Origin of the sequence: Colwellia demingiae (assembly GCF_007954275.1) — a bacterium.
Classification (GTDB): domain Bacteria; phylum Pseudomonadota; class Gammaproteobacteria; order Enterobacterales; family Alteromonadaceae; genus Colwellia; species Colwellia demingiae.
Genome location: NZ_VOLT01000005.1, coordinates 185806 through 204324, shown reverse-complemented (window position 1 = coordinate 204324; position 18519 = coordinate 185806). Strand labels below are relative to the sequence as shown.

Sequence of the window (18519 nt, the reverse complement as noted above, 5' to 3'; positions counted from 1 at the left end):
AGACTACCTTCTCCATGTAATCCTTGGTTTTATAAAACTACATAAATGCGCAATTAAAATATATTACTCAGTAAATTTTAATTAAGGCATATCAGTCGTTTTAGCTAGTTATTGTTCAGATAAACGTCTGCCAAAAGAGACCGCGTAGGCATTACGTCGGGCTTGTAGTAGCGGGTCGTTAGATGGTGCAAAGCCAGTTGATAAAACTAAGGGATCAAAGTTAATTAGATCACACTTACCTGCTTTTTCAGATTGTATCGCCTTGATGTTTAGCTCAGCAGCAACTAATTGTTGATGCTTGCCGTTCCAAGCTATTGCGGCATTATCGACGTCATCTTCAGGATTAGCGAAGGTAATCACCATATTCCAAGTGACGGAATTGTTTTCTAGGTTTTGTTGAAGATTTTTGAAAAGAAAATCTTGGGCTGGAGCCACTACAAGTTCTTGCTGAATTTGTGGCACAAAAGACCAACGAACGGCTGTTTTCTTGCCTTCATCATTAACTAAATAAAAGCTGTTAACACTGTTGAACGTGTTTGCTTCATAAGGTTTAAGCGTTTTAGTTTTTGTTGATTGATGAGCTTTAAAGCGTTGTAAATCTTTATTGTTTTGTTTAAATGCTTTTACCGCAGCAGAGCCTGCAACCTTTGCATGCATTAGTTCAGCGAATGCTTCAGGTGTAGAGACAGGGAAAAAGTCTAAAGTATTCATCGACATAAGGTGTATTTCATTACTAGCCGTTGTGATCGATAAACCCATGCCATATTCCCCTGGCTTATTATCAGCAGCTAAATAATTTCCGCCTTTATGAGATAACCTACCAGTTACATTGGAACTTTCCGCAAAAAGACTACTGTTGCTATATCGTAGTATTTTATTATTTTTTGGAGTCAAAGTAGCAGAAAAACAAAATCCTTTGGTGTGGTTTCGGCGTTTACCTTCAGCGACACCAAATAACTTTTCAAAGGTGTTAATACCATCACTAGCGGTTTCAATATCATTGGCAAATGCTGAAGGTGTTGCTGCCAATAATAGAGCCATAATTATCATTTTTGAGTTTATCATGTTAGTTACTCTTGAGTAGTTGTAGATTTTACATGATAGTACGTGCACGAATCATTCGTCAACAAACAGTTGTGAATTAAATAATATGCAGGCAAAATTGATAATGTATTTTAAGTGTACTATTTTGAAGTAGGAGAGTTTTTTGTCTGTAGCCCAATTAAATGAACAATTATGCTTCGCGCTGTATTCAGCATCGAATCACCTAACCAGTATTTATCGACCGTTATTAGAGCCGTTAGGCTTAACTTATACGCAGTTCATAGTACTGATGGCGTTATGGGAAAAAGATAATATTTCGATTAGCGAATTGGCGAAAAATGCCAAGCTTAGTAAATCGACGATGACGCCGTTATTAAAACGTTTAGAGCAAAAAAAATTAATTGAACGTCAGATGTTAGAGGGCAATGAACGGCAAAAAAATATTGCATTAACTGATGCTGGCAGATTGTTATCAAAGCAGAGTTCAACAATTACTGAACAGGCTTTTTGCATGAGTAAGCTATCAAAAGAGCAAGCAAAAACGGTTATTGATATTTGTTATCAGCTTGTTAACCCTAGTGGTTAATATCTAACGCCTTATTCTTTGCTCTTTTTCATTAATCAATAATGCGATAGGACTTCAATACTTATTTTTTAACACCGTAATTTAAAATGTTAAACAAAAAGAGGAATAAATGATGTCAGAGCAATGGTTAACAAGTTTAATAACTGAAACGGCGCAAGAAGGCTATGAATTAGCGATAAAACTATCAAGAATGGGGATTAAATATACCCAACCTGATGAGGAAATAAGAGGAAAAATACGACCTGTTTATGGTGAGAATGCTGATAACTTGATTGCCTCTTCTCAGGTAATTGCCACTAACTTTCAAACTGTGTCTGCCGCTAATAATTATTGGCGAAATTAGTTTATGTTCAAAGCAGCACATAACGATGTAAACTAAAATTTTTTAGTCATATTAGATAGTGTATCAAGATGTCCTTTTACTCAATATGAAGCTATTTATTGAATGAAACTCAAAGGGCCAGAGCAATTGATTTCAGTTAGTGATATTCAATTGCTGATACGTTCTTAGTACTTTAGAGTCATGGCAATAAAGTTACGTAATGGACCAATTGGCTGGCTAAGCACACTCTTTATTTAAGAAAAATCTGTGTCTCTGTGTCTAAATTAGGACTGCTGTAGTGGAAAAGTGATCATACCTCGATAGTGAGCCTTTTTGAGCTTAGCTAACTGCTAAATATCACTTGCCCTTCCATTTGAATAACAGCGAAATCCCAAACATTGAGAATGAAATAGACACAAAGCTGCTGATGTACCAATCAGGTAATAGGCTCAGGCGCTCAAATCCCCGCACCGAAATTTCATACCATGGTGTGAAATTGACCAGATTATGGGATGCTTTTGTTGATACTTTTAAAGTATGTTTTTTGAAGAGACTCTTGTGCTTCAATAAATTCTATTTTTTTCAAATTAAATATCAGCTCTTTCGTTCATGAAAACAAAGGTGGCTAATAAGCCTAAATTTAGTAATATGTGGGGATAAATAGTAGTAAAAACTTAAGGATACATTATGAAAATATTTATAGCCATCATGGTAGCTTGCTTGGCAGTATTTCTGTTCCATCATGCGTATGGCATTGAAGGCGTTAGCCTAGAGCGCTTGGGTTATATAGCCGGTGGCGTTATCTCAGTCGTTGTCGTTTTAGCACTTTTCATCCCTAAACAGGAAGAAGGGCAGGAGCGAAAATTCTAAGCTATTTAATTAAACAAGGCTACCGGAATCATTATTCGAGCCGCTAAAAGAACAAATTGAAAAAGTAAAAAGAGTGCTTCAAAAAGACCTCGCTGAAGGTGAAGGTAAAACAAGGCTCCCTTTAGGGGGAGCTCGAAAGTACCCTTATGCCATTATTGACTTTAAATGGCAGTATGTCTTTCCTTCAACGGTTAGATGCCTACATTCAACTGATGGCTACTAATGTCGCCATCACCTTAACTGAACAGCTTTGACCAAATTGCTGCGAAAGGCGCTTAACCAACAAGTATTAGGAAACATGTAACAGCACACACCTTTCGTCATAGCTTTGCTACACAACTATTGTTAAACGGTGCCGACATTAGAACAGTGCAAGAGCTATTAGGACATAATGATTTGAGAACCACCCAAATATATACCCATGTAATTGGACAGCACACTCCTCTGGTACAACGAGTCCTATGGATAGAAAATAATTATAAATAACTTGGACGTTTAGCGCTGATTTTTATGACGCTATTTGCCCCAAACTGCCTTGGATCTATTAAAGGTTTAGACCACAAAAGTTATGTGAATTGAATGTCTGCTTTCGATAATTTAAATCTTGATTTAATCTTGATTTTTCAAACTTCACGTTGAGAGATTGGAGCGACTTTATTAACTTCATTAGTGCTGTTTTATCGGGAAAGTTGTCGCTTTAATTTAAAGTATAATGACTGCAATAGTGGCGTCAATGCCAGTCAAGGGGGGTACTTCTATGCCACCTGCAAGCTCAAAGCTGCCTGTGGTGTTTCATCTCATAACGCTAACTTTTGCCCTATAAGATACATAGCAAAGTGCAAATTTTGCACTTTTCAATTAATGCTTTGCTTAAAAGCGTTTTTAATTCCAGCTGAATCATGCATATTCAAGTGGAACGGGTATATGTTGATTACCAGAAAGGTAATTAATGATATGTCAAAAAATTTTTTATTTAAGCGCCTATTATATTTAAACCACATACCCTGACTGTTTGCCCAGATATAGCATAAGCGTTATCACTAGCGAAAAAGGCTACGGTTTCTGCAACATCTATGGGTAAGCCACCTTGATTAAGTGCGCTCATACGACGGCCCATTTCTCTCAGCATAAAAGGCATTTTTGTTGTCATTTTTGTTTCTATAAAGCCGGGAGCAACCGCATTGATAGTAATGTTTCTAGTTGATAATTCTGCACTAATACTTGAAACGTAACCAATAATCCCTGCCTTTGAACAAGCGTAATTTGTTTGTCCTCCTTGGCCTGCAATACCGTTCATTGATGATAAACAGACAATGCGCCCACCGGAATTAATGCTATTACGGTTCAGTAACTCTTTATTGATATGCATGACTGATAATAAGTTTATATTTAGTGTTTGCTGCCACCAATGTTCAGGCATATTACCGATAGTCTTGTCTCGGGTAATACCTGCGTTGTGCACAATAAGATCAAAGCCATTATGCTTTTTACCTAGCTGAACTAACTGCTCCCCCGCGCTGTTGTCAGAAACATCTAAGATGAAAGCCTTACCTTGTATTTTTTCCATGGTGGATGTTAATGCTGCTTTCATTGGCTCAATATCAACGCCAATCACTAAGTAGCCTTCACTTGATAATTTTTCAGCAATGGCTGCACCAATGCCCTGGGCGGCACCAGTAACAATCGCTGTTTTTTGTTTGTTTATTGTTGCTTCTATTTTAATATTATTGCTATTGATTGAGAATATCTGACCACTGACAAAAGTTGATTTTGCTGATAATAAAAAGCTTAACGGACCCAAAAGAGCATTTGGGTTTTCAGTTATTTTGTTTGTACTGGTGAAAATAATATTGACAGTACTGCCTTTTCTTCCAACTTCTTTTGCTAAGCTTTTGCTGAAACCAACTAGCGCTTGGCTAAATGTGTTTTCTTCAACGCTTAATGATTTTTGGCTTGATTTTGCTATTAGTACAATGCGTGCATTAGTACTTAAATATTTTAAATTTTCATGAATTAATTTATAAATAGTGTGGTAATTATTTTCATCTTGATAGTTTGTTGCATCAATGACTAATGATTCAACTGATTTTTCTATTAATCTATCATCTTTATTAATAATTATATTAAGTCTTAATTTTGTGAGCAATTGATTAATATTTTTATTATTTTTCTTTGCAGTATTGAGTACTAAAACATTATTAGGCAGGTTGTTATGGCCATTGTAGCGTTTGAGTAGGGCTGGTTTAGGGAAGCCTAATAAAGAAAATACCTTATCTGTTACACTCATAAATTTCATTGTACACTTGTCTTATTTGAGGCTAGCTTACCAAAAAGCATTGATACTGTATTTATATTATTTTGTCTTGTATTTGTTTGTTAAATATCATTACTTAGTTTTTTCCTAAAGCTGAACTTGATGCATTTTTAACGAGCGAAAGAAGAAAAATATAAGCCATCATTACTGCATTTCTAAAAAATGGCGGGCAAACTGAACGCGAGACTAAAGACATGCAAGGTATTTTTGTTGATACGGCTGCAGAGCTCTCAAAATAGAGTTGAATCACAAAATAAAATTGAATCACAAAAGTGTGGCAACCTCAAAAAGAAGGTTGCCACACTTGTTATATAAATCACTTTTCATTGAAATAAATAATCTATTTCGTTAGGTTTATAGGTAACTATATAATTAAGCGGCTAAATCTTGTGGTTTTGAGTGGTTTAACTCCAGTAAATATATTTGTTGTGTTTTTGACTTTTTGCCTATTGTTTGCCAAAAAGCGCCACATATTATGAGTAATAAAATACCCGCTAAGCTGTAGTAAATAGCATTATCAAGCTCCATTTCTTGTATGGTTTGCTTTTCTAATTTTTGCCCTTCAACTTTTTGTTCAGCGTTTTGTTCAGCGTTTTGTTCAGCGTTTTGTGCTTGGCTAGTAGATTGGCTTTTTTGCTCAGCAAGTTGTTGATTATTCATTTTTTGTTGTGCTTTAGCGTTTGCTGCCATAGCTTCCATGGTTTTTGCCACCAGTGGGTCTAAACCAAAACCTTGGGCAAGTTCATTAACATGGGCTTTTACTGCATCATTTAAAATGACTAAGTCATTATTATTCACAACATCAATATATTGCTCAACAAGTTGTTTTAATCGTTCAGGGTCTGTTTGCCAATAGTCTTTTCGCTCAGCTTCGAGCATTCTCTCCATCATACGAGCAAAGGCGGCGGGATTAATTTTTTTGAACCATTCATCAAGCTCTAATGCTAATTTGTCATTAACATAAATATCCATGTACTCGTCCCATTGATCGTTCCTGATCAAATTAGGGTCAACAACCTGCCAACCGAAAAAGTTATCCATTTTCGACGCTAATGATACAGCACCAGAATAACCTTCTTTTTGTAACTCTTTTATCCAGCGAGGATGAAACATACGGGTGCGTAATTCTTTGGCAAGGAATAAACCTGCATCTTCTGCTTTCGAATTTTTAGCATCACGTAAATTAGCGACCACCATATCAGGGCTTTTGCCGTCAATATTGCGCACGGCTAAACTTAATGAGCCGAAATACTCAAAAGGATCGTCTGAACTTAACATACCAAACAGATTTGAAGAGCGGGCAAACATGGCAATATCAGTTCCCGACAACTGTTTAGCATAAAGTTGTACTTCTTTGCCTTGGTTATTCACTGCTTTTTGTCCCCAACGCGTATTGTCAGCACCGAAGAAGTAGCCCATTTTACCCAGGTAATTATCTGATATTTTTTTATCAGTTTCCCAAGTATCACTAGCCCATGCAGCGTCATCAACCCCTGTACCATAATCGCCTGATTGATTTGAAAAAAGACGAATAGTCGATAAATATTCTGCTTCCTTCTCTTCGACACCTTCAGCTAATAGATCAGCTTTAACTTTTTGGCTATTTTTCCAAATAGAGTTGTTGTCTTCCTTCAAAGAGGCGACTTGATTGACTGCCTTGGCCAACATCTGCATCACATTAGGAAAGGCATCGCGATACAAACCGGTTGCTGATATAACGACATCAATACGTGGGCGTTTTAATTCACTGTATGGAATAATTTCGGTGCCAATAACTCGACCACTTTTACTCCATTTTGGTTTAACGCCCATGGCGTATAATACTTGTGATTCAAGTACCCCGTAGTGACGCATCGTTTCAATCGACCACAATGAAAATGCCATTTTGTCAGGGTAGCTTTGATGTTTTTGGTAGTAGTTTGCAATCATATCTTCGGTAAGCTCTTTACCTTGTTCAAAGGCCGCTTTAGTAGGAACACGAGAAGGATTAAAACCAAATAAGTTATACCCAGTTGATAACGATTCAGGGTGACGTATTGGGTCTCCACCAGATTTAACGGGGATATACTTAGCGCTAAGAAAGTCTACCATTGCATCGAGTTCATGGATGTCAGCCATGCTCTTAAATAGCTTTTTACCGCGTTCGATATCGGCTTGTAAAGGTTTTGATAGTTCAGCTAATGGCACAGGACGGTTGGCTGATTGATCTGCCGCGCTAATGATATAGTTTTTAATCATTAAATAACCCGATAAATGGGTAATATCATTTTCTTGTAGTATTTCAGAGCCAGTAGTTTCATCTTTTTCTGGTGCTTTATCATGACCTTTTTTATGACTCTTTTCATGGTATGTATGGCTATGAGCAAGACTTTCATCACCCTCATCATCGTCTTGTTTTTCACCCATTAAACTATCTGTGTAATGCTCATGCTCGAATTCACTTGCCCGTTGGGTAAAGTCATTTCCTAACATTTGTACTAGGGTTGAGATGGTGAGTGGTTGCTCAGGAATATGACCAAAAGTATGTAATCCCAAGGGCTGATTTGCTGTTGCTAATGCTTCTAAATGAATATGAAGCGCATCAATAAATTTATCGAACTCTTGGTCGATGCGTGGCTGCTCCCAACCGAGATCTTTACAAATGTTGGTATCGAAACATAGTTTGGCAAGCTGTGTAGCGGTTTTTTGTTTTACGCCACCTTGATCAAGCTGTTTATATTGATGCATCAACTCGTGTAAATTACGTATTTCACCTTCTAAACCTGCAGCAGCAAAAGGCGGGGTCATATGTGAAATAACTGTTGCACGTCCACGTCGTTTGGTTTGCATGGCTTCACCAACATCATCAACAATAAAGGGATAAACGACAGGAGTATCCCAAACCGCTAAGTTACCTTGATCGTAAATTGATAAACCACGTTCTTTACCGCCTAAATACTCTTGAGAACCATGTGTGCCCAAGTGAACAATGGCATCAGATTTCCAGTATTCACGCGCATAAAAATATGCAGCAAGGTAGAAATGGTTAATGGGAACTAGGCCTTGATGATAAATCATGTTTTCGTCATTTTTGCTATCAGAGCGAGGCGGTTGTCGCATAATTAACATATTGCCATTACGAATACGGGGCAGAATAAAAAAGTGCTTACCGTCTTTTTCTACTGCCATAAAGTTATCTTGAGGTTTGCCCCAATGATCAGTTATTTTTTGCGTTAGCTCAGCGGGTAAGGTATTAAACCAAGTCAGATACTCATCAATAGGCATCAGTTCTGCTAAGTCATTGTCTAACAATTCAGTTAATTGAAAATCACGATAGAAAGGGTCTAGAATCTTTTTTGCGTTGGCAATAAGGTATTCAGCGTCTCGCTCCGCGGTATTATAATCTTCATTGGCCAGACGTTGACTAATGGCTTCAATACTTTCAGGAATATTCATAAACGAAGCACCAACATCTTTGTCTCCCCAAACAAATACCGTTAATCTTTTATCTTGGTTGGCTTTATATTTTAAGTTAACGACATTAATCGCTTTATTTACTAGATGCTCGAGTTGGTAGTCGATAACTTCAACATTTTGGTCACTCATATTCATCGCGGCTACAATCATAGGATCAGTAACACCAGCGTTTTCTGGCAAAACTAACGTGAATGACATCATATTCGCACTGATACCTTGCATGTCATTTTCCCACGCTTTTTTATCGCCGGAGTAATAAGTCATGGCATGCATTACCGGTACATTAAATTTTTCAAATTCAACTTTACGTTGGTTAGCCCAATGAATATTGCGAAAGCTGATAATCAGGTCAACATCTGTTTGCATTGCGGTTAATTTATTTGGGTTACTTTCTCCGTTTGTCTCACCAGCCATAGGCAATTGCAGTAGATGACTATAATCGCCACTGACGGGACTTAGCTCGAAAAAGAAAGGTACCACGTAGACGCCTTTTGCTTCGAGTTGTGCAATAGTCGCATCAATTAACTGTGTTTGTTCAGACTCAATTAATGCTCGTTGCAGCAATACTGCAATTTTAGCTTGCTGAGGCTTTACCTGGCGTAGCTTTTTATACGCCACTAAGTCGTTAACGATTAAGTTTGGTAGGCTAGGGTGATAAATACCTTGTTGAGGAAAAATAATAGGTGCAGGCACTTTGGTTATCGCTTGTGCCTCTGTGTTATTAAGCTTGGTTTTAACAAAATTTATCGAGATATACGACAACATGTTATCTAGGTTTCGGCGTCCGGCATTTTCCCAATAATCTTGTAAAGTAGTTGCAGTATCTGTACTTAAATCTTTATTGAGACTTTCATTGTTTAAATAGTTGAAAGCAACGACAGTCGTGTTTACTTTCGCTATTTCACTGGCGTAATTATCAAACGCCGCGCTGGCTTCTCTTATCGATACCGCATCAAGTATGACCAAATCATATTGATCAAAAAGTGCGGTAAGAGCGCCGGTTTGATTCGTTTTTTCTAATAAGGATTTTGATGACTTTTGGGCTATGTACCAGTTTGTATTTGTTTTTTCATCGGCAACTTTTTTTAATAGTGTAATTTTAGCCGTGTTGGTATGAGCGGTACTGACAAAGAGTACGTTTTGGGTATTTTTTGTTGGTGTAGGTACTACTTCGGCAGTTGTCGATGCAGCATAAACATTGCTAATAAGCGCAATGATACTGAATAATAATATGGAAATTTTCATTAAAGTATTTTTCATGTGGTTAATATCGCTACTCTTTTACGTAAATCATGCTGCCGTCTGCCATTTCATAGGCGGTACCTGCTTTTTTACCTGTACCTGCCCCTGTTTTTCCGTCACTTTTAAAGCTTTCGATGGTATTGCCTTTTTTAACAATAATTTCCATATTATCTTTACCAGCATTTTTAATGACAGTGACATCTTCAGCAAGGAAGGGGTTTAATGGGTTTTGTGCTATGGCAATTAATAAAGCAGCAATAAGTACTAAAAACACATCAACTAAGTTGACGACAGACAATGCTGGATTAATGCCTTCATCTTCATCAAGCAGCCTCATAATCTTTCTCCACGGCTTGTACAGGTAAGCTTGTTTCTTGACTAGAAGTTAAGTGAGGTTTATTGGTGATTAACGGCATCAATGCTACTAGCTCTTCAACCATCCAGCGCTTTTTAACCGATGCAATCCAAAAAGTGATTGAAGCGATAACTAAACCAAAAATAACTGCAGAAAATGCGACGATCAGATTTTCACTGATACCTTGTATATTCCCGTCTGCTAAGCTTTTTAGTGCTGGTCCCATAGGGATCATGGTAGCGATAAGGCCTAACATTGGTGCAAGTCGACTAACATTACGAACACCCTCAAGCTCTTTTAATGCAGCCACATCGAGCTGATCTTGACTTATATTAGGCATTTCATTGGCTAGGCTCGCCATTGGATAACCCTTCAATGGTAATTCACTGTTACTACCTAACTTGCCATTCAGTAATTGTATAAAGGATTTATAATGACTTCGGCGCTGCACTGTTTGTGTAAAAAATTGTCCAGTAGCAAATAAAGAATAAATAAAGAGTAGTGCTATTAAACAGAGTACAGGCGCCATAAAAAGGTCTGACATCTGGTACATAATTTGTTCGATCTGGGCGATCATAATATTTTCCTAGAAGGTTCTACTTATGAATGAAGGGGGATGAAACAGGGACTCAAGGTGCAAGGGAAGTGCACCTTGAGTATGAAGCTTATATCAATCGATTAATTACCTGTGATACCAGCAAGCTCATTAACTTCGTCTGCTCTGAAGCTCATATAGCCAGAATCACCGTCAGCGTTGTAATAACTGGTGAGTTGCAGTTTATGAGTTTTAGTTGGTGTTTTGATTAAATACACATCAAATTGCGACCATAATAAGTGTCCACCATTTAAGCCGTATTGGTACCAAGGGGTGCTATCGAAGGCTTTAACACTGTAGCTATTTTCTTGTAAACCATAGTAGGCAACAGCGGTTGGATCGATGGCGTCGTAGCTGTTGTCGAAATCATGCATAGCTTGGGCGTCGTCAGCGATGTTGATAGTAAAATCAGCCCCCGTTTTATCCGCGGCACACGGGAGGTTAATGTCCCATGCATCTGACATGGTTACTTCTTGATTAGTATCAAAATCAATGTAAACGTGCGTTACATCACCTGAACAGGTTAACACTGCATCGATAACAAGATCTTGCTCTGCGGCAAATGCTACGTCAGAACTACCTTGATAAGCCGTTTTTAAGGTTATATTTCCGATACCTCGACCTGCTGTAATGATGTTTGTCGCTCTAAATTTAGTGAAGGCATCATCCGAGTTGGCGATAAAGTACTTAGTCTCTGCTGCGGTAACAACATGGGTTGTTGAGTTATAATCGTAAAATCCTTCAATAATATTTGAAGTCACATCACCGACAAACTTGGTTTCATCAGTAGGAATATCACTGGTTTTTATCGCTAAATAATCATCCAGTTCAGTTTCAGCCGTTGCGTTAATAAAACTTGCTGCAATCGCTTTGCTTTCGGCATCGAAAAAGTCACTATTAGTAGCGGTCGAGTATGCTTTAACGGCATTATCGCTGTGTTGATTTAAGTAAACACCACTGCGTTTAAAGGCAATATCCCAAACAGTATCTGTTTCGGCTTGCTCCGTTGTTAATTCGACAACAGTTTTGTTATCTAAATCATAATAAACAAACACAGGCTCGCTAACGCTACCGGTACTATGTGGTCCACTAATAACCGCTTGTACTGGTGCTTCAGGTCCCGGATTGGGTGCGGGGTCTGCTGGGTTATCATCACTTGAACTACTACCACCACAGGCGGTTAATAAAACGCAAAGTGCTAAGCTGCTTAATTTATAATTATTATAAAAACTTGTATTTACTTTCATGTTGTTCTCCGAGATTATCTTAAAATTGGTAACTAATGCCAGCACTGATGGTGCGGCTACTAACAGGTCTTGCATCAAATAAATTGTCGCTGTTTGCTGAAGGGCTTTTATGTTCGTCAAAAATATTGTCGACACTCATACGCCACGATAGGTTTTCAGTTAATACTTGGTTCAATACTGCATTAACTGTGGTGTAAGCGTTGTTTTCAATGCCTTGATAATTATCAGGTATCGCTTCTCCTGCTTGATAAACCGCATAGGCAATCAGCTGCATATCATAAATATCAATGTCGTAAGTAATGTTGAATTTTACTTGATGACGTGGGCGCGATAGTAGGCGCTCATTGTTTTCATCTTCACTGGTTAAATAGCTGTAATTTAATTGTGTTTTCCAATGCTTGAAGGTTAATTCCGTACTAATATCAACCCCGTATATTTTTGCTTCGCTAATGTTTTGATATTGATAAATGGATAAGCCCGTTTCAGCTGATTTCTCTGGATCAATGACTGAATCAATTAAGTCTTTAGTTTTTGAATAATGCACACTGATATCACTGCGTAGGTCGACAGAATTTTCAGCAAGTGTGGTATCAAAGGTTAAGCTCGAATTAAATGAATCTGCAGTTTCAGGCTTAAGGTCTTTATTACCTAAAACCATATATCCGAGTGCGCTGTGGTCAAAAACATAAAAACGTTCTTTTAAATTAGGTACTCGATAACTTTGACCAATGCCTGAGCGCCACTGTAATTTACCTTTATCTAGCATAAAATTTTTCATGCCGCTAAGACGCAATGCGTTATGCCAACCGAAGTCTGAATCGTACTGACTGCGCATGCCTGCTAACACTTGATAATCGGACTTTATCCAATTACCTTGAATAAAGTCTTCAATGCTTTCACGGCTTTCATTATTGATTTCAATAACATTTGATCCAGGCTTATCTTGATTAAGCTTGTCAGCGTGAACAACCCCGCCAGTAACTAACTCGATACTGTCTAATTGAAAGATCTTTTGGCCATTAATTTCTGATAAGACAATGTTGGTATCACGTAAGCTATTGGATTGACCACTGGTTTCTTGATGATTAATGTATCTGGCATTAAGTTGCCATGGAGCTTTGGGGTTATCAGTGCTCTTTAAGCCCAGATCTAATTGTTGTTGGTCAACGTCGGTTTGGTAATAGATAACTTCGCTTTGTCCAGGAATTGTTGAGCTGTCACGAAGTTTTTTATCACTTAGCCATTGATATTTTATAGTAGTTTCAAGGCTTTCATGTTCTTTACTGGTGCTTAATGTAATGAATTTTTTTTCGACACTGGAGGCGTCTTGACTAACCGTAGTATTATCATAATCATACCCTTGATCATCGATTAGCAATGCGTTTAGCTGAGTGCGCCAGTCTGAAAAGCTTTCAACCGCATGTATTTTAATGGTGTGATTAAGGTCACCATCATTAATAGTGTTACCTTGATATTGGCTAACATCGTAATCAAGTTTAAGCGCAGAGCCGTCAGTTTTTTGGGTAATGATATTAATAACACCGCCCATAGCTGAGCTTCCGTACATGACAGATGCTGCACCACGGATAACTTCTATCTGGGCAATATTATTGGCAGGTATTTGGTCTAAATCTGCTGACGAACCAGTGGGGCTTATAATTGGCTGACCATCAATGAGTATTAACACGTGATCGCCGTCAAACCCTTGCATTTGAATGTTGTAACCATCCTTAACACTGCGTTTTACTACAATGCCGGGAATATAGTTTAGCGCTTGGGCTAAGGTGCCTTGACTGATTTTGGCAATAGTTTCACCGTCAATAACATCCACTAATACTGGAGAATCACTTAATAATTTCGCGGTACGAGTTCCGGTAACAACTATGTGTTCTTGGTCTGTTGGATCCGATGAGGCTTTTGTTGAGGTAAAAATAGCTAAAGCTAATATCAGGGTATAAAGGTAATCTTTTGTATACATCTTTAATAATACGAACCTAAATGAGATTGATTCGTATTATATGTCATAGGTGGGGTATTGCAACTTAATTTTCAGTGAGGGGTTGAAATCGAACCAGAGAATTACGATATTTGTCACAATATTTTTGTGAAAATATTTGTTTTAACTAGGAGTAAATCACATTAATTAGGTCACTATGACAGCCTAAAGTTGATAAAATACATGACAGTATAAATTTATGTAAGCTGTCTATCTAAGATGGCTAGTTGATTATCTAGCCATCTATCTAGATGTTAGTCGAGTTAATTAAGTGCTGGTTATTTTATCTTGCGTTTTGAGTTCAAAATCACTGGCATCATGACGTTCATGCAATTGCTCGTCTAATTCTCCCCAAGTACGATTAACCATTACTCCACGTTTAACTGCCGCTCGTTTGCTAATTTCTTCTGTCCATCGTGTAAGGTGTTTATATTCTTGGGTTTGTAGAAACTCAGCTGCTTCATAAACTTTATTTTGCATTAAGGCGCCATACCATGGCCAAATAGCGATGTCAGCAATAGTATATTGATCGCCGCACATGTATTTATTATTAGCCAAATGTCGGTCTAGCACGTCTAGTTGTCGTTTTACTTCCATGGTAAAACGCTCTATCGGGTATTCAAACTTTTCAGGTGCGTAAGCGTAAAAATGACCAAAGCCACCACCTAAATAGGGGCCACTACCTACTTGCCAAAATAGCCAGGATAAACATTGTGATTTAAGTAACGGCTCTTTAGGTAAAAAAGCATCAAACTTCTCTGCTAAATAAAGTAATATCGCGCCAGATTCGAACATGGGCAGTTTATTTTCGTCACTCTTATCACCATTAATATCAGCAGAATTATCTACCAAAGCGGGAATTTTAGAGTTGGGATTTACGTCGACAAATCCTGAGCCAAATTGATCTCCTTCCATGATTTCAATTAAATGCGCATCGTATTCTGCTTCTTTTATGCCTAGCGCTAATAACTCTTCTAATAGAATAGTAATTTTCACACCATTAGGTGTCGCTAACGAGTAAAGCTGAAGAGGATGCTTACCTACGGGCAAGTCGGCTTGATGTGTTGCGCCAGCAATAGGGCGATTAATACTGGCGAATTGGCCACCACTTTCTGTCTTCCATTGCCATATTTTTGGTGGTACATAAGTAGATTCAGACATATTCAGCTCCGTAATTATGATTGATTATTTAATATTATCATTAAAATTAAGTCATTTAATTGATATTTATCAGAACATTAATTCAATTGATACTGGAATAGACATTACTTAAGTGGGTTTCATTTCATCAGAAAGATATTTTTAATTACCCTCTATGACTTTTGAACAACATTATCGCTAATCTTAGCAACGTTAACAGCGAGTCTTACTCGTTTGCGGGAATTTAAGCAGTCGTCTTGAGATAATATCAATGATGACATTGAGTAGAGCTGTACACGTGATAAGCACTAATGCATTACTATAGCGTATTTCGCTGAAATTACTGTCGATATAAAAGCCTAAGGTCATAATCCCCAAAATGCCAAACACTGCGGTTTCTCGGACTATAATTTCAAAACGATAAAACATTAAGGCCATCATATTGGGATAGATAGTAGGCATGATGTGGTAGTTAAATTGATTTATCCTACTCATCTGCATCTGCTGTGGGGCAACCGTATTGCTCTGCTTAACAGCCAAGTAAGCGATAACGCAGCCATTATGAATGGCTAACGCGATCACAGCGGGTAACATCGATGGGCCGAGCAGCATTAAAAAAATAAACGCTAATATATATTCAGGTACTGAACGCCCTATTAACAATATGAATCGCCCAAGCCAAGTCAGTGGTGTAGGCCATAAGTGCTTACTCGCGATAGCATGGGCGCTTAACGTAATAAAGTGGGTGGCAGCTAACGCAAGTAGCGCTAAGGTAATCGTTGCTATTGCTCCTGGAATAGCTTGATCCGATAAGAGAGTACTAAACCAAGCAGTGAGTGATGACCATTGAACTTCTGCCAACGTTGTGACGTTTACTAACGCGGGAGGCAAAATATCTTGGCTGATAAAGCTCACTAGTAGGCTGCTATCTACGTTAGGAATATCGACGAGAGTCACGCAAGCAATAATAAGATAAACCCCAAGTAACTTGGGTGGACACCAGTAACGAATCGAGCCGATAAGGGCAATAAATATTATCAATAACGCTGCACCCTCACTATAGTTTCCCTGTCTAAATGCCGTTTCCATATAAAAACCTAACGTTGGCATTCCGATAAAACCGAGTACGGCGCTGCTGCGAAGAGCACACTCAAAACGGTAGCGAGTGTAACTCGTCAGTTGTGGCATGACTTGGGCGATTTTTCCATAAGTGAAACGGCTAATTATATCGGCGCGACTATCGATACTCTCTAAAGGGCTGTCTGACGATTGATTGATAATATCGTGAAACACGCGGGCAAAAGTGGCGGCAAACGGGATCGCGATAGCCAATATTCCGGTAATGGGGGAAAGACCAAAGACCTGTAAAAATAGCAACGCCCAGAAAATTTCATGAATCGCACGTAAAAAAGCGCAGCAGCTTGATACTATTGGGTTTTGGTATATCAAGGCGAGGGGAGCGCCTAGTACCAGACCCAAACAAACGCCTATAATGGCAAAGTTAATCGTTTGAATGATGGCTTGAAACAGGTATTCAGTCGCGAAAAAATCGGGTGTTACTAGCCCATTTACCATACGAGTTAACTCGAGGAAGGGGTCGAAACTGACAATTTCTATATCGGCAAAAGGGATAATAATCAGTGCAATAAGCCAGATTGATAACGTGACTTTTTGCCAATACCCCAAAGGATAATGCTCATTTTTAACTTGCTGCACTTGTTTGGGCTGCGACATTAAAGAGGCCTACGCGACTGCGCTAGTTTGATATAACGCGGTGATCTGTTGTTGGTTGATACTTTGCTTTTGACTATCAAGTACCAAACGGCCCTTATCTAACGCGATAACGCGATCAAAAGCGGTAATGGCTAACTCTCTGTCATGAACCACCATGATGACACTTTTATGCCGCGCTAATACGGTGTCGAGTAGTCTTGATTTCATTAAGGGATCGAGCGCTGAAAAGGGCTCATCACCAATAAAGGTATCTTGTTGTTGATACAAGGCTCTGGCTAACGCCACTCGTTGTCTTTGCCCACCAGAGAGTTGGTCCACTTTTTTTGCCAAGGGCTGGTCTAATTCCAACTGCTGACAAAGTGTAGCAATATCGTTTAAATCTTGCTTGAAAGGCCTAATTAAATTAACTAAGTTAAATAACCAATGATGGCGAGCTAAAGCACCCATAAAGATATTGTGATAGATGCTTAAATTATCAACCAAGCCTTGTCGCTGTGAGCACAGCGCCGCACTGGTTTGCAGTTGTTGATAAATATGGTGTAGCAGGCTAGATTTACCAGCACCAGATGGACCGATAATGGCAACCTTTTCACCTTCATTGATTGTCAGGCTCAGATCAAAAATAACCTGAGTAGACGTCTCTTTTTTACCAGTTTTCTTACGGGTATTATAGCCGGCAGTTTTATCATAATGAAGGTTTAGGTTGTCAATGGTGATCATTAATCGATAAGTCCTATTTGTTTAGCCACATCTTCTACTGGCTGAAAATCTTTATTTTCAGCGTTGACAAAGGAGGAGCGTGGAAAACTGTTTAACAGCTCAGGGCTATCCATATTGAGCAGTGCAGCTTTAACTTTATCAGCAAAACCTGGACCAAAATTGTTTTTAACATCAGCGCGTATTGTCCATTGGTAATCAGGGTAGGTAGGACTTTTCCAAATGACTTTCACTTTATTAGTGTCAATTTTACCAGCGGCTAGGGCACTCTCCCACACTTTATAATTCACTGCGCCAACTTGGTATGTCCCCGATTGAACTTGAACAATAGTGCGATTATGGTCACCAGAAAAGCCAACGCGTTTAAAAGCTTGTTGTGGCTTTTGCTTTAAATGTTGCTCTATATAATATTGCGGCATCAATCTACCTGAGGTGGAACCTTTTGAACCAAAGGTAAAAGTTTTCTCGGTGATATCAGGAAAACTATCGCTCATATCTAAGCCGGTGCTGTAGTGAGCAATAAAGTAGCTTTTGAAAAACTGATCTTCATAACCTTGTGCAATTGCTTGCGAACCGGGCACTAATCGTCTGGCTTGTACCCCGGATAAACCACCAAACCAGGCAAGCTGCACTTGGTTATTTCTAAAGGCGGTTACCGCGGCAGAGTAGGACTTAACCGGAACATATTTTACTTCAACGCCAAGTTTTTTTTCTAAATAGAGGGCGACCTTTTCGAAGCGGGTTCTCAGTTGTGATTCATCTGCATCGGGGATGGCGGTAAAAGTAAACGTGGCTGAGATTACGCTGGTAGTGACAAAGAGGCTTAGCGTTAACACACATAGTGCGAGTAGTTTGGTCAATGTTTTCATAATATCTCTGTTTATTAGAACTTCATCAGTAT

At 38.6% G+C, this 18519-nt stretch carries 15 protein-coding genes; 4 read left to right on the top strand and 11 right to left on the bottom strand.

Features of this window, described 5'->3' with window-relative positions:
• Positions 1–108: 108 nt before the first annotated feature.
• Positions 109–1065 carry a catalase gene (locus ESZ36_RS11450; protein WP_146787842.1) on the bottom strand — a complete coding sequence of 319 codons (957 nt, stop codon included), beginning with the start codon at positions 1063–1065 and terminating at the stop codon, positions 109–111.
• 142 nt (positions 1066–1207) lie between these two features.
• Here ESZ36_RS11450 and ESZ36_RS11445 point away from each other — a divergent pair, with 142 nt between their 5' ends.
• The 4 genes from ESZ36_RS11445 (at position 1208) to ESZ36_RS11430 (ending at position 3308) form a co-directional block, all read left to right on the top strand.
• Positions 1208–1630 carry a MarR family winged helix-turn-helix transcriptional regulator gene (locus ESZ36_RS11445; RefSeq protein ID WP_146787839.1) on the top strand — a complete coding sequence of 141 codons (423 nt, stop codon included), beginning with the start codon at positions 1208–1210 and terminating at the stop codon, positions 1628–1630.
• A gap of 109 nt (positions 1631–1739) precedes the next feature.
• Entirely contained in the window at positions 1740–1973 is a 234-nt protein-coding gene (locus ESZ36_RS11440) for a hexameric tyrosine-coordinated heme protein (protein ID WP_246129072.1), read from the top strand.
• A gap of 666 nt (positions 1974–2639) precedes the next feature.
• The gene (locus tag ESZ36_RS11435) at positions 2640–2822 is read left to right on the top strand and encodes a hypothetical protein (protein WP_146787836.1); all 183 of its coding nucleotides are present in this window, start codon (positions 2640–2642) and stop codon (positions 2820–2822) included.
• A gap of 342 nt (positions 2823–3164) precedes the next feature.
• Positions 3165–3308: a tyrosine-type recombinase/integrase gene (locus tag ESZ36_RS11430; protein ID WP_281285040.1), complete on the top strand. Its 144-nt coding sequence runs from the start codon at positions 3165–3167 to the stop codon at positions 3306–3308.
• A gap of 487 nt (positions 3309–3795) precedes the next feature.
• Here the strand turns inward: ESZ36_RS11430 and ESZ36_RS11425 are convergent, their stop codons facing one another.
• From ESZ36_RS11425 to ESZ36_RS11375, 10 genes are all read right to left on the bottom strand, one after another.
• A complete protein-coding gene (locus ESZ36_RS11425) occupies positions 3796–5109 on the bottom strand; it encodes a 3-oxoacyl-ACP reductase (RefSeq protein WP_170235830.1) in 1314 nt (437 codons plus the stop codon).
• A 399-nt stretch (positions 5110–5508) separates the two neighbouring features.
• A complete protein-coding gene (locus ESZ36_RS11415) occupies positions 5509–9837 on the bottom strand; it encodes a cobaltochelatase subunit CobN (protein ID WP_170235829.1) in 4329 nt (1442 codons plus the stop codon).
• 28 nt (positions 9838–9865) lie between these two features.
• Positions 9866–10171: a DUF2149 domain-containing protein gene (locus ESZ36_RS11410; protein WP_146787827.1), complete on the bottom strand. Its 306-nt coding sequence runs from the start codon at positions 10169–10171 to the stop codon at positions 9866–9868.
• Positions 10158–10766 carry a MotA/TolQ/ExbB proton channel family protein gene (locus tag ESZ36_RS11405; RefSeq protein ID WP_146787823.1) on the bottom strand — a complete coding sequence of 203 codons (609 nt, stop codon included), beginning with the start codon at positions 10764–10766 and terminating at the stop codon, positions 10158–10160. Before ESZ36_RS11405 ends, ESZ36_RS11410 begins: the two co-directional genes overlap by 14 nt.
• 101 nt (positions 10767–10867) lie before the next feature.
• Positions 10868–12031, bottom strand: a complete 1164-nt coding sequence (locus ESZ36_RS11400; protein ID WP_146787820.1) for an HmuY family protein — start codon at positions 12029–12031, stop codon at positions 10868–10870.
• A gap of 19 nt (positions 12032–12050) precedes the next feature.
• Positions 12051–14009 (bottom strand): TonB-dependent receptor plug domain-containing protein, encoded by a 1959-nt coding sequence (locus ESZ36_RS11395; RefSeq protein ID WP_146787817.1) that lies wholly within the window; start codon positions 14007–14009, stop codon positions 12051–12053.
• A 285-nt stretch (positions 14010–14294) separates the two neighbouring features.
• A complete protein-coding gene (yghU, locus tag ESZ36_RS11390; RefSeq protein ID WP_146787815.1) occupies positions 14295–15188 on the bottom strand; it encodes a glutathione-dependent disulfide-bond oxidoreductase in 894 nt (297 codons plus the stop codon).
• A gap of 192 nt (positions 15189–15380) precedes the next feature.
• Entirely contained in the window at positions 15381–16901 is a 1521-nt protein-coding gene (locus tag ESZ36_RS11385) for a PhnE/PtxC family ABC transporter permease (protein WP_146787813.1), read from the bottom strand.
• Positions 16902–16910: 9 nt separating this feature from the next.
• Positions 16911–17621: an ATP-binding cassette domain-containing protein gene (locus ESZ36_RS11380; protein WP_146787810.1), complete on the bottom strand. Its 711-nt coding sequence runs from the start codon at positions 17619–17621 to the stop codon at positions 16911–16913.
• A complete protein-coding gene (locus tag ESZ36_RS11375; RefSeq protein ID WP_146787809.1) occupies positions 17621–18487 on the bottom strand; it encodes a putative selenate ABC transporter substrate-binding protein in 867 nt (288 codons plus the stop codon). The genes ESZ36_RS11380 and ESZ36_RS11375 overlap by 1 nt, the downstream gene beginning before the upstream one ends.
• Between the last annotated feature and the right edge of the window lie 32 nt (positions 18488–18519).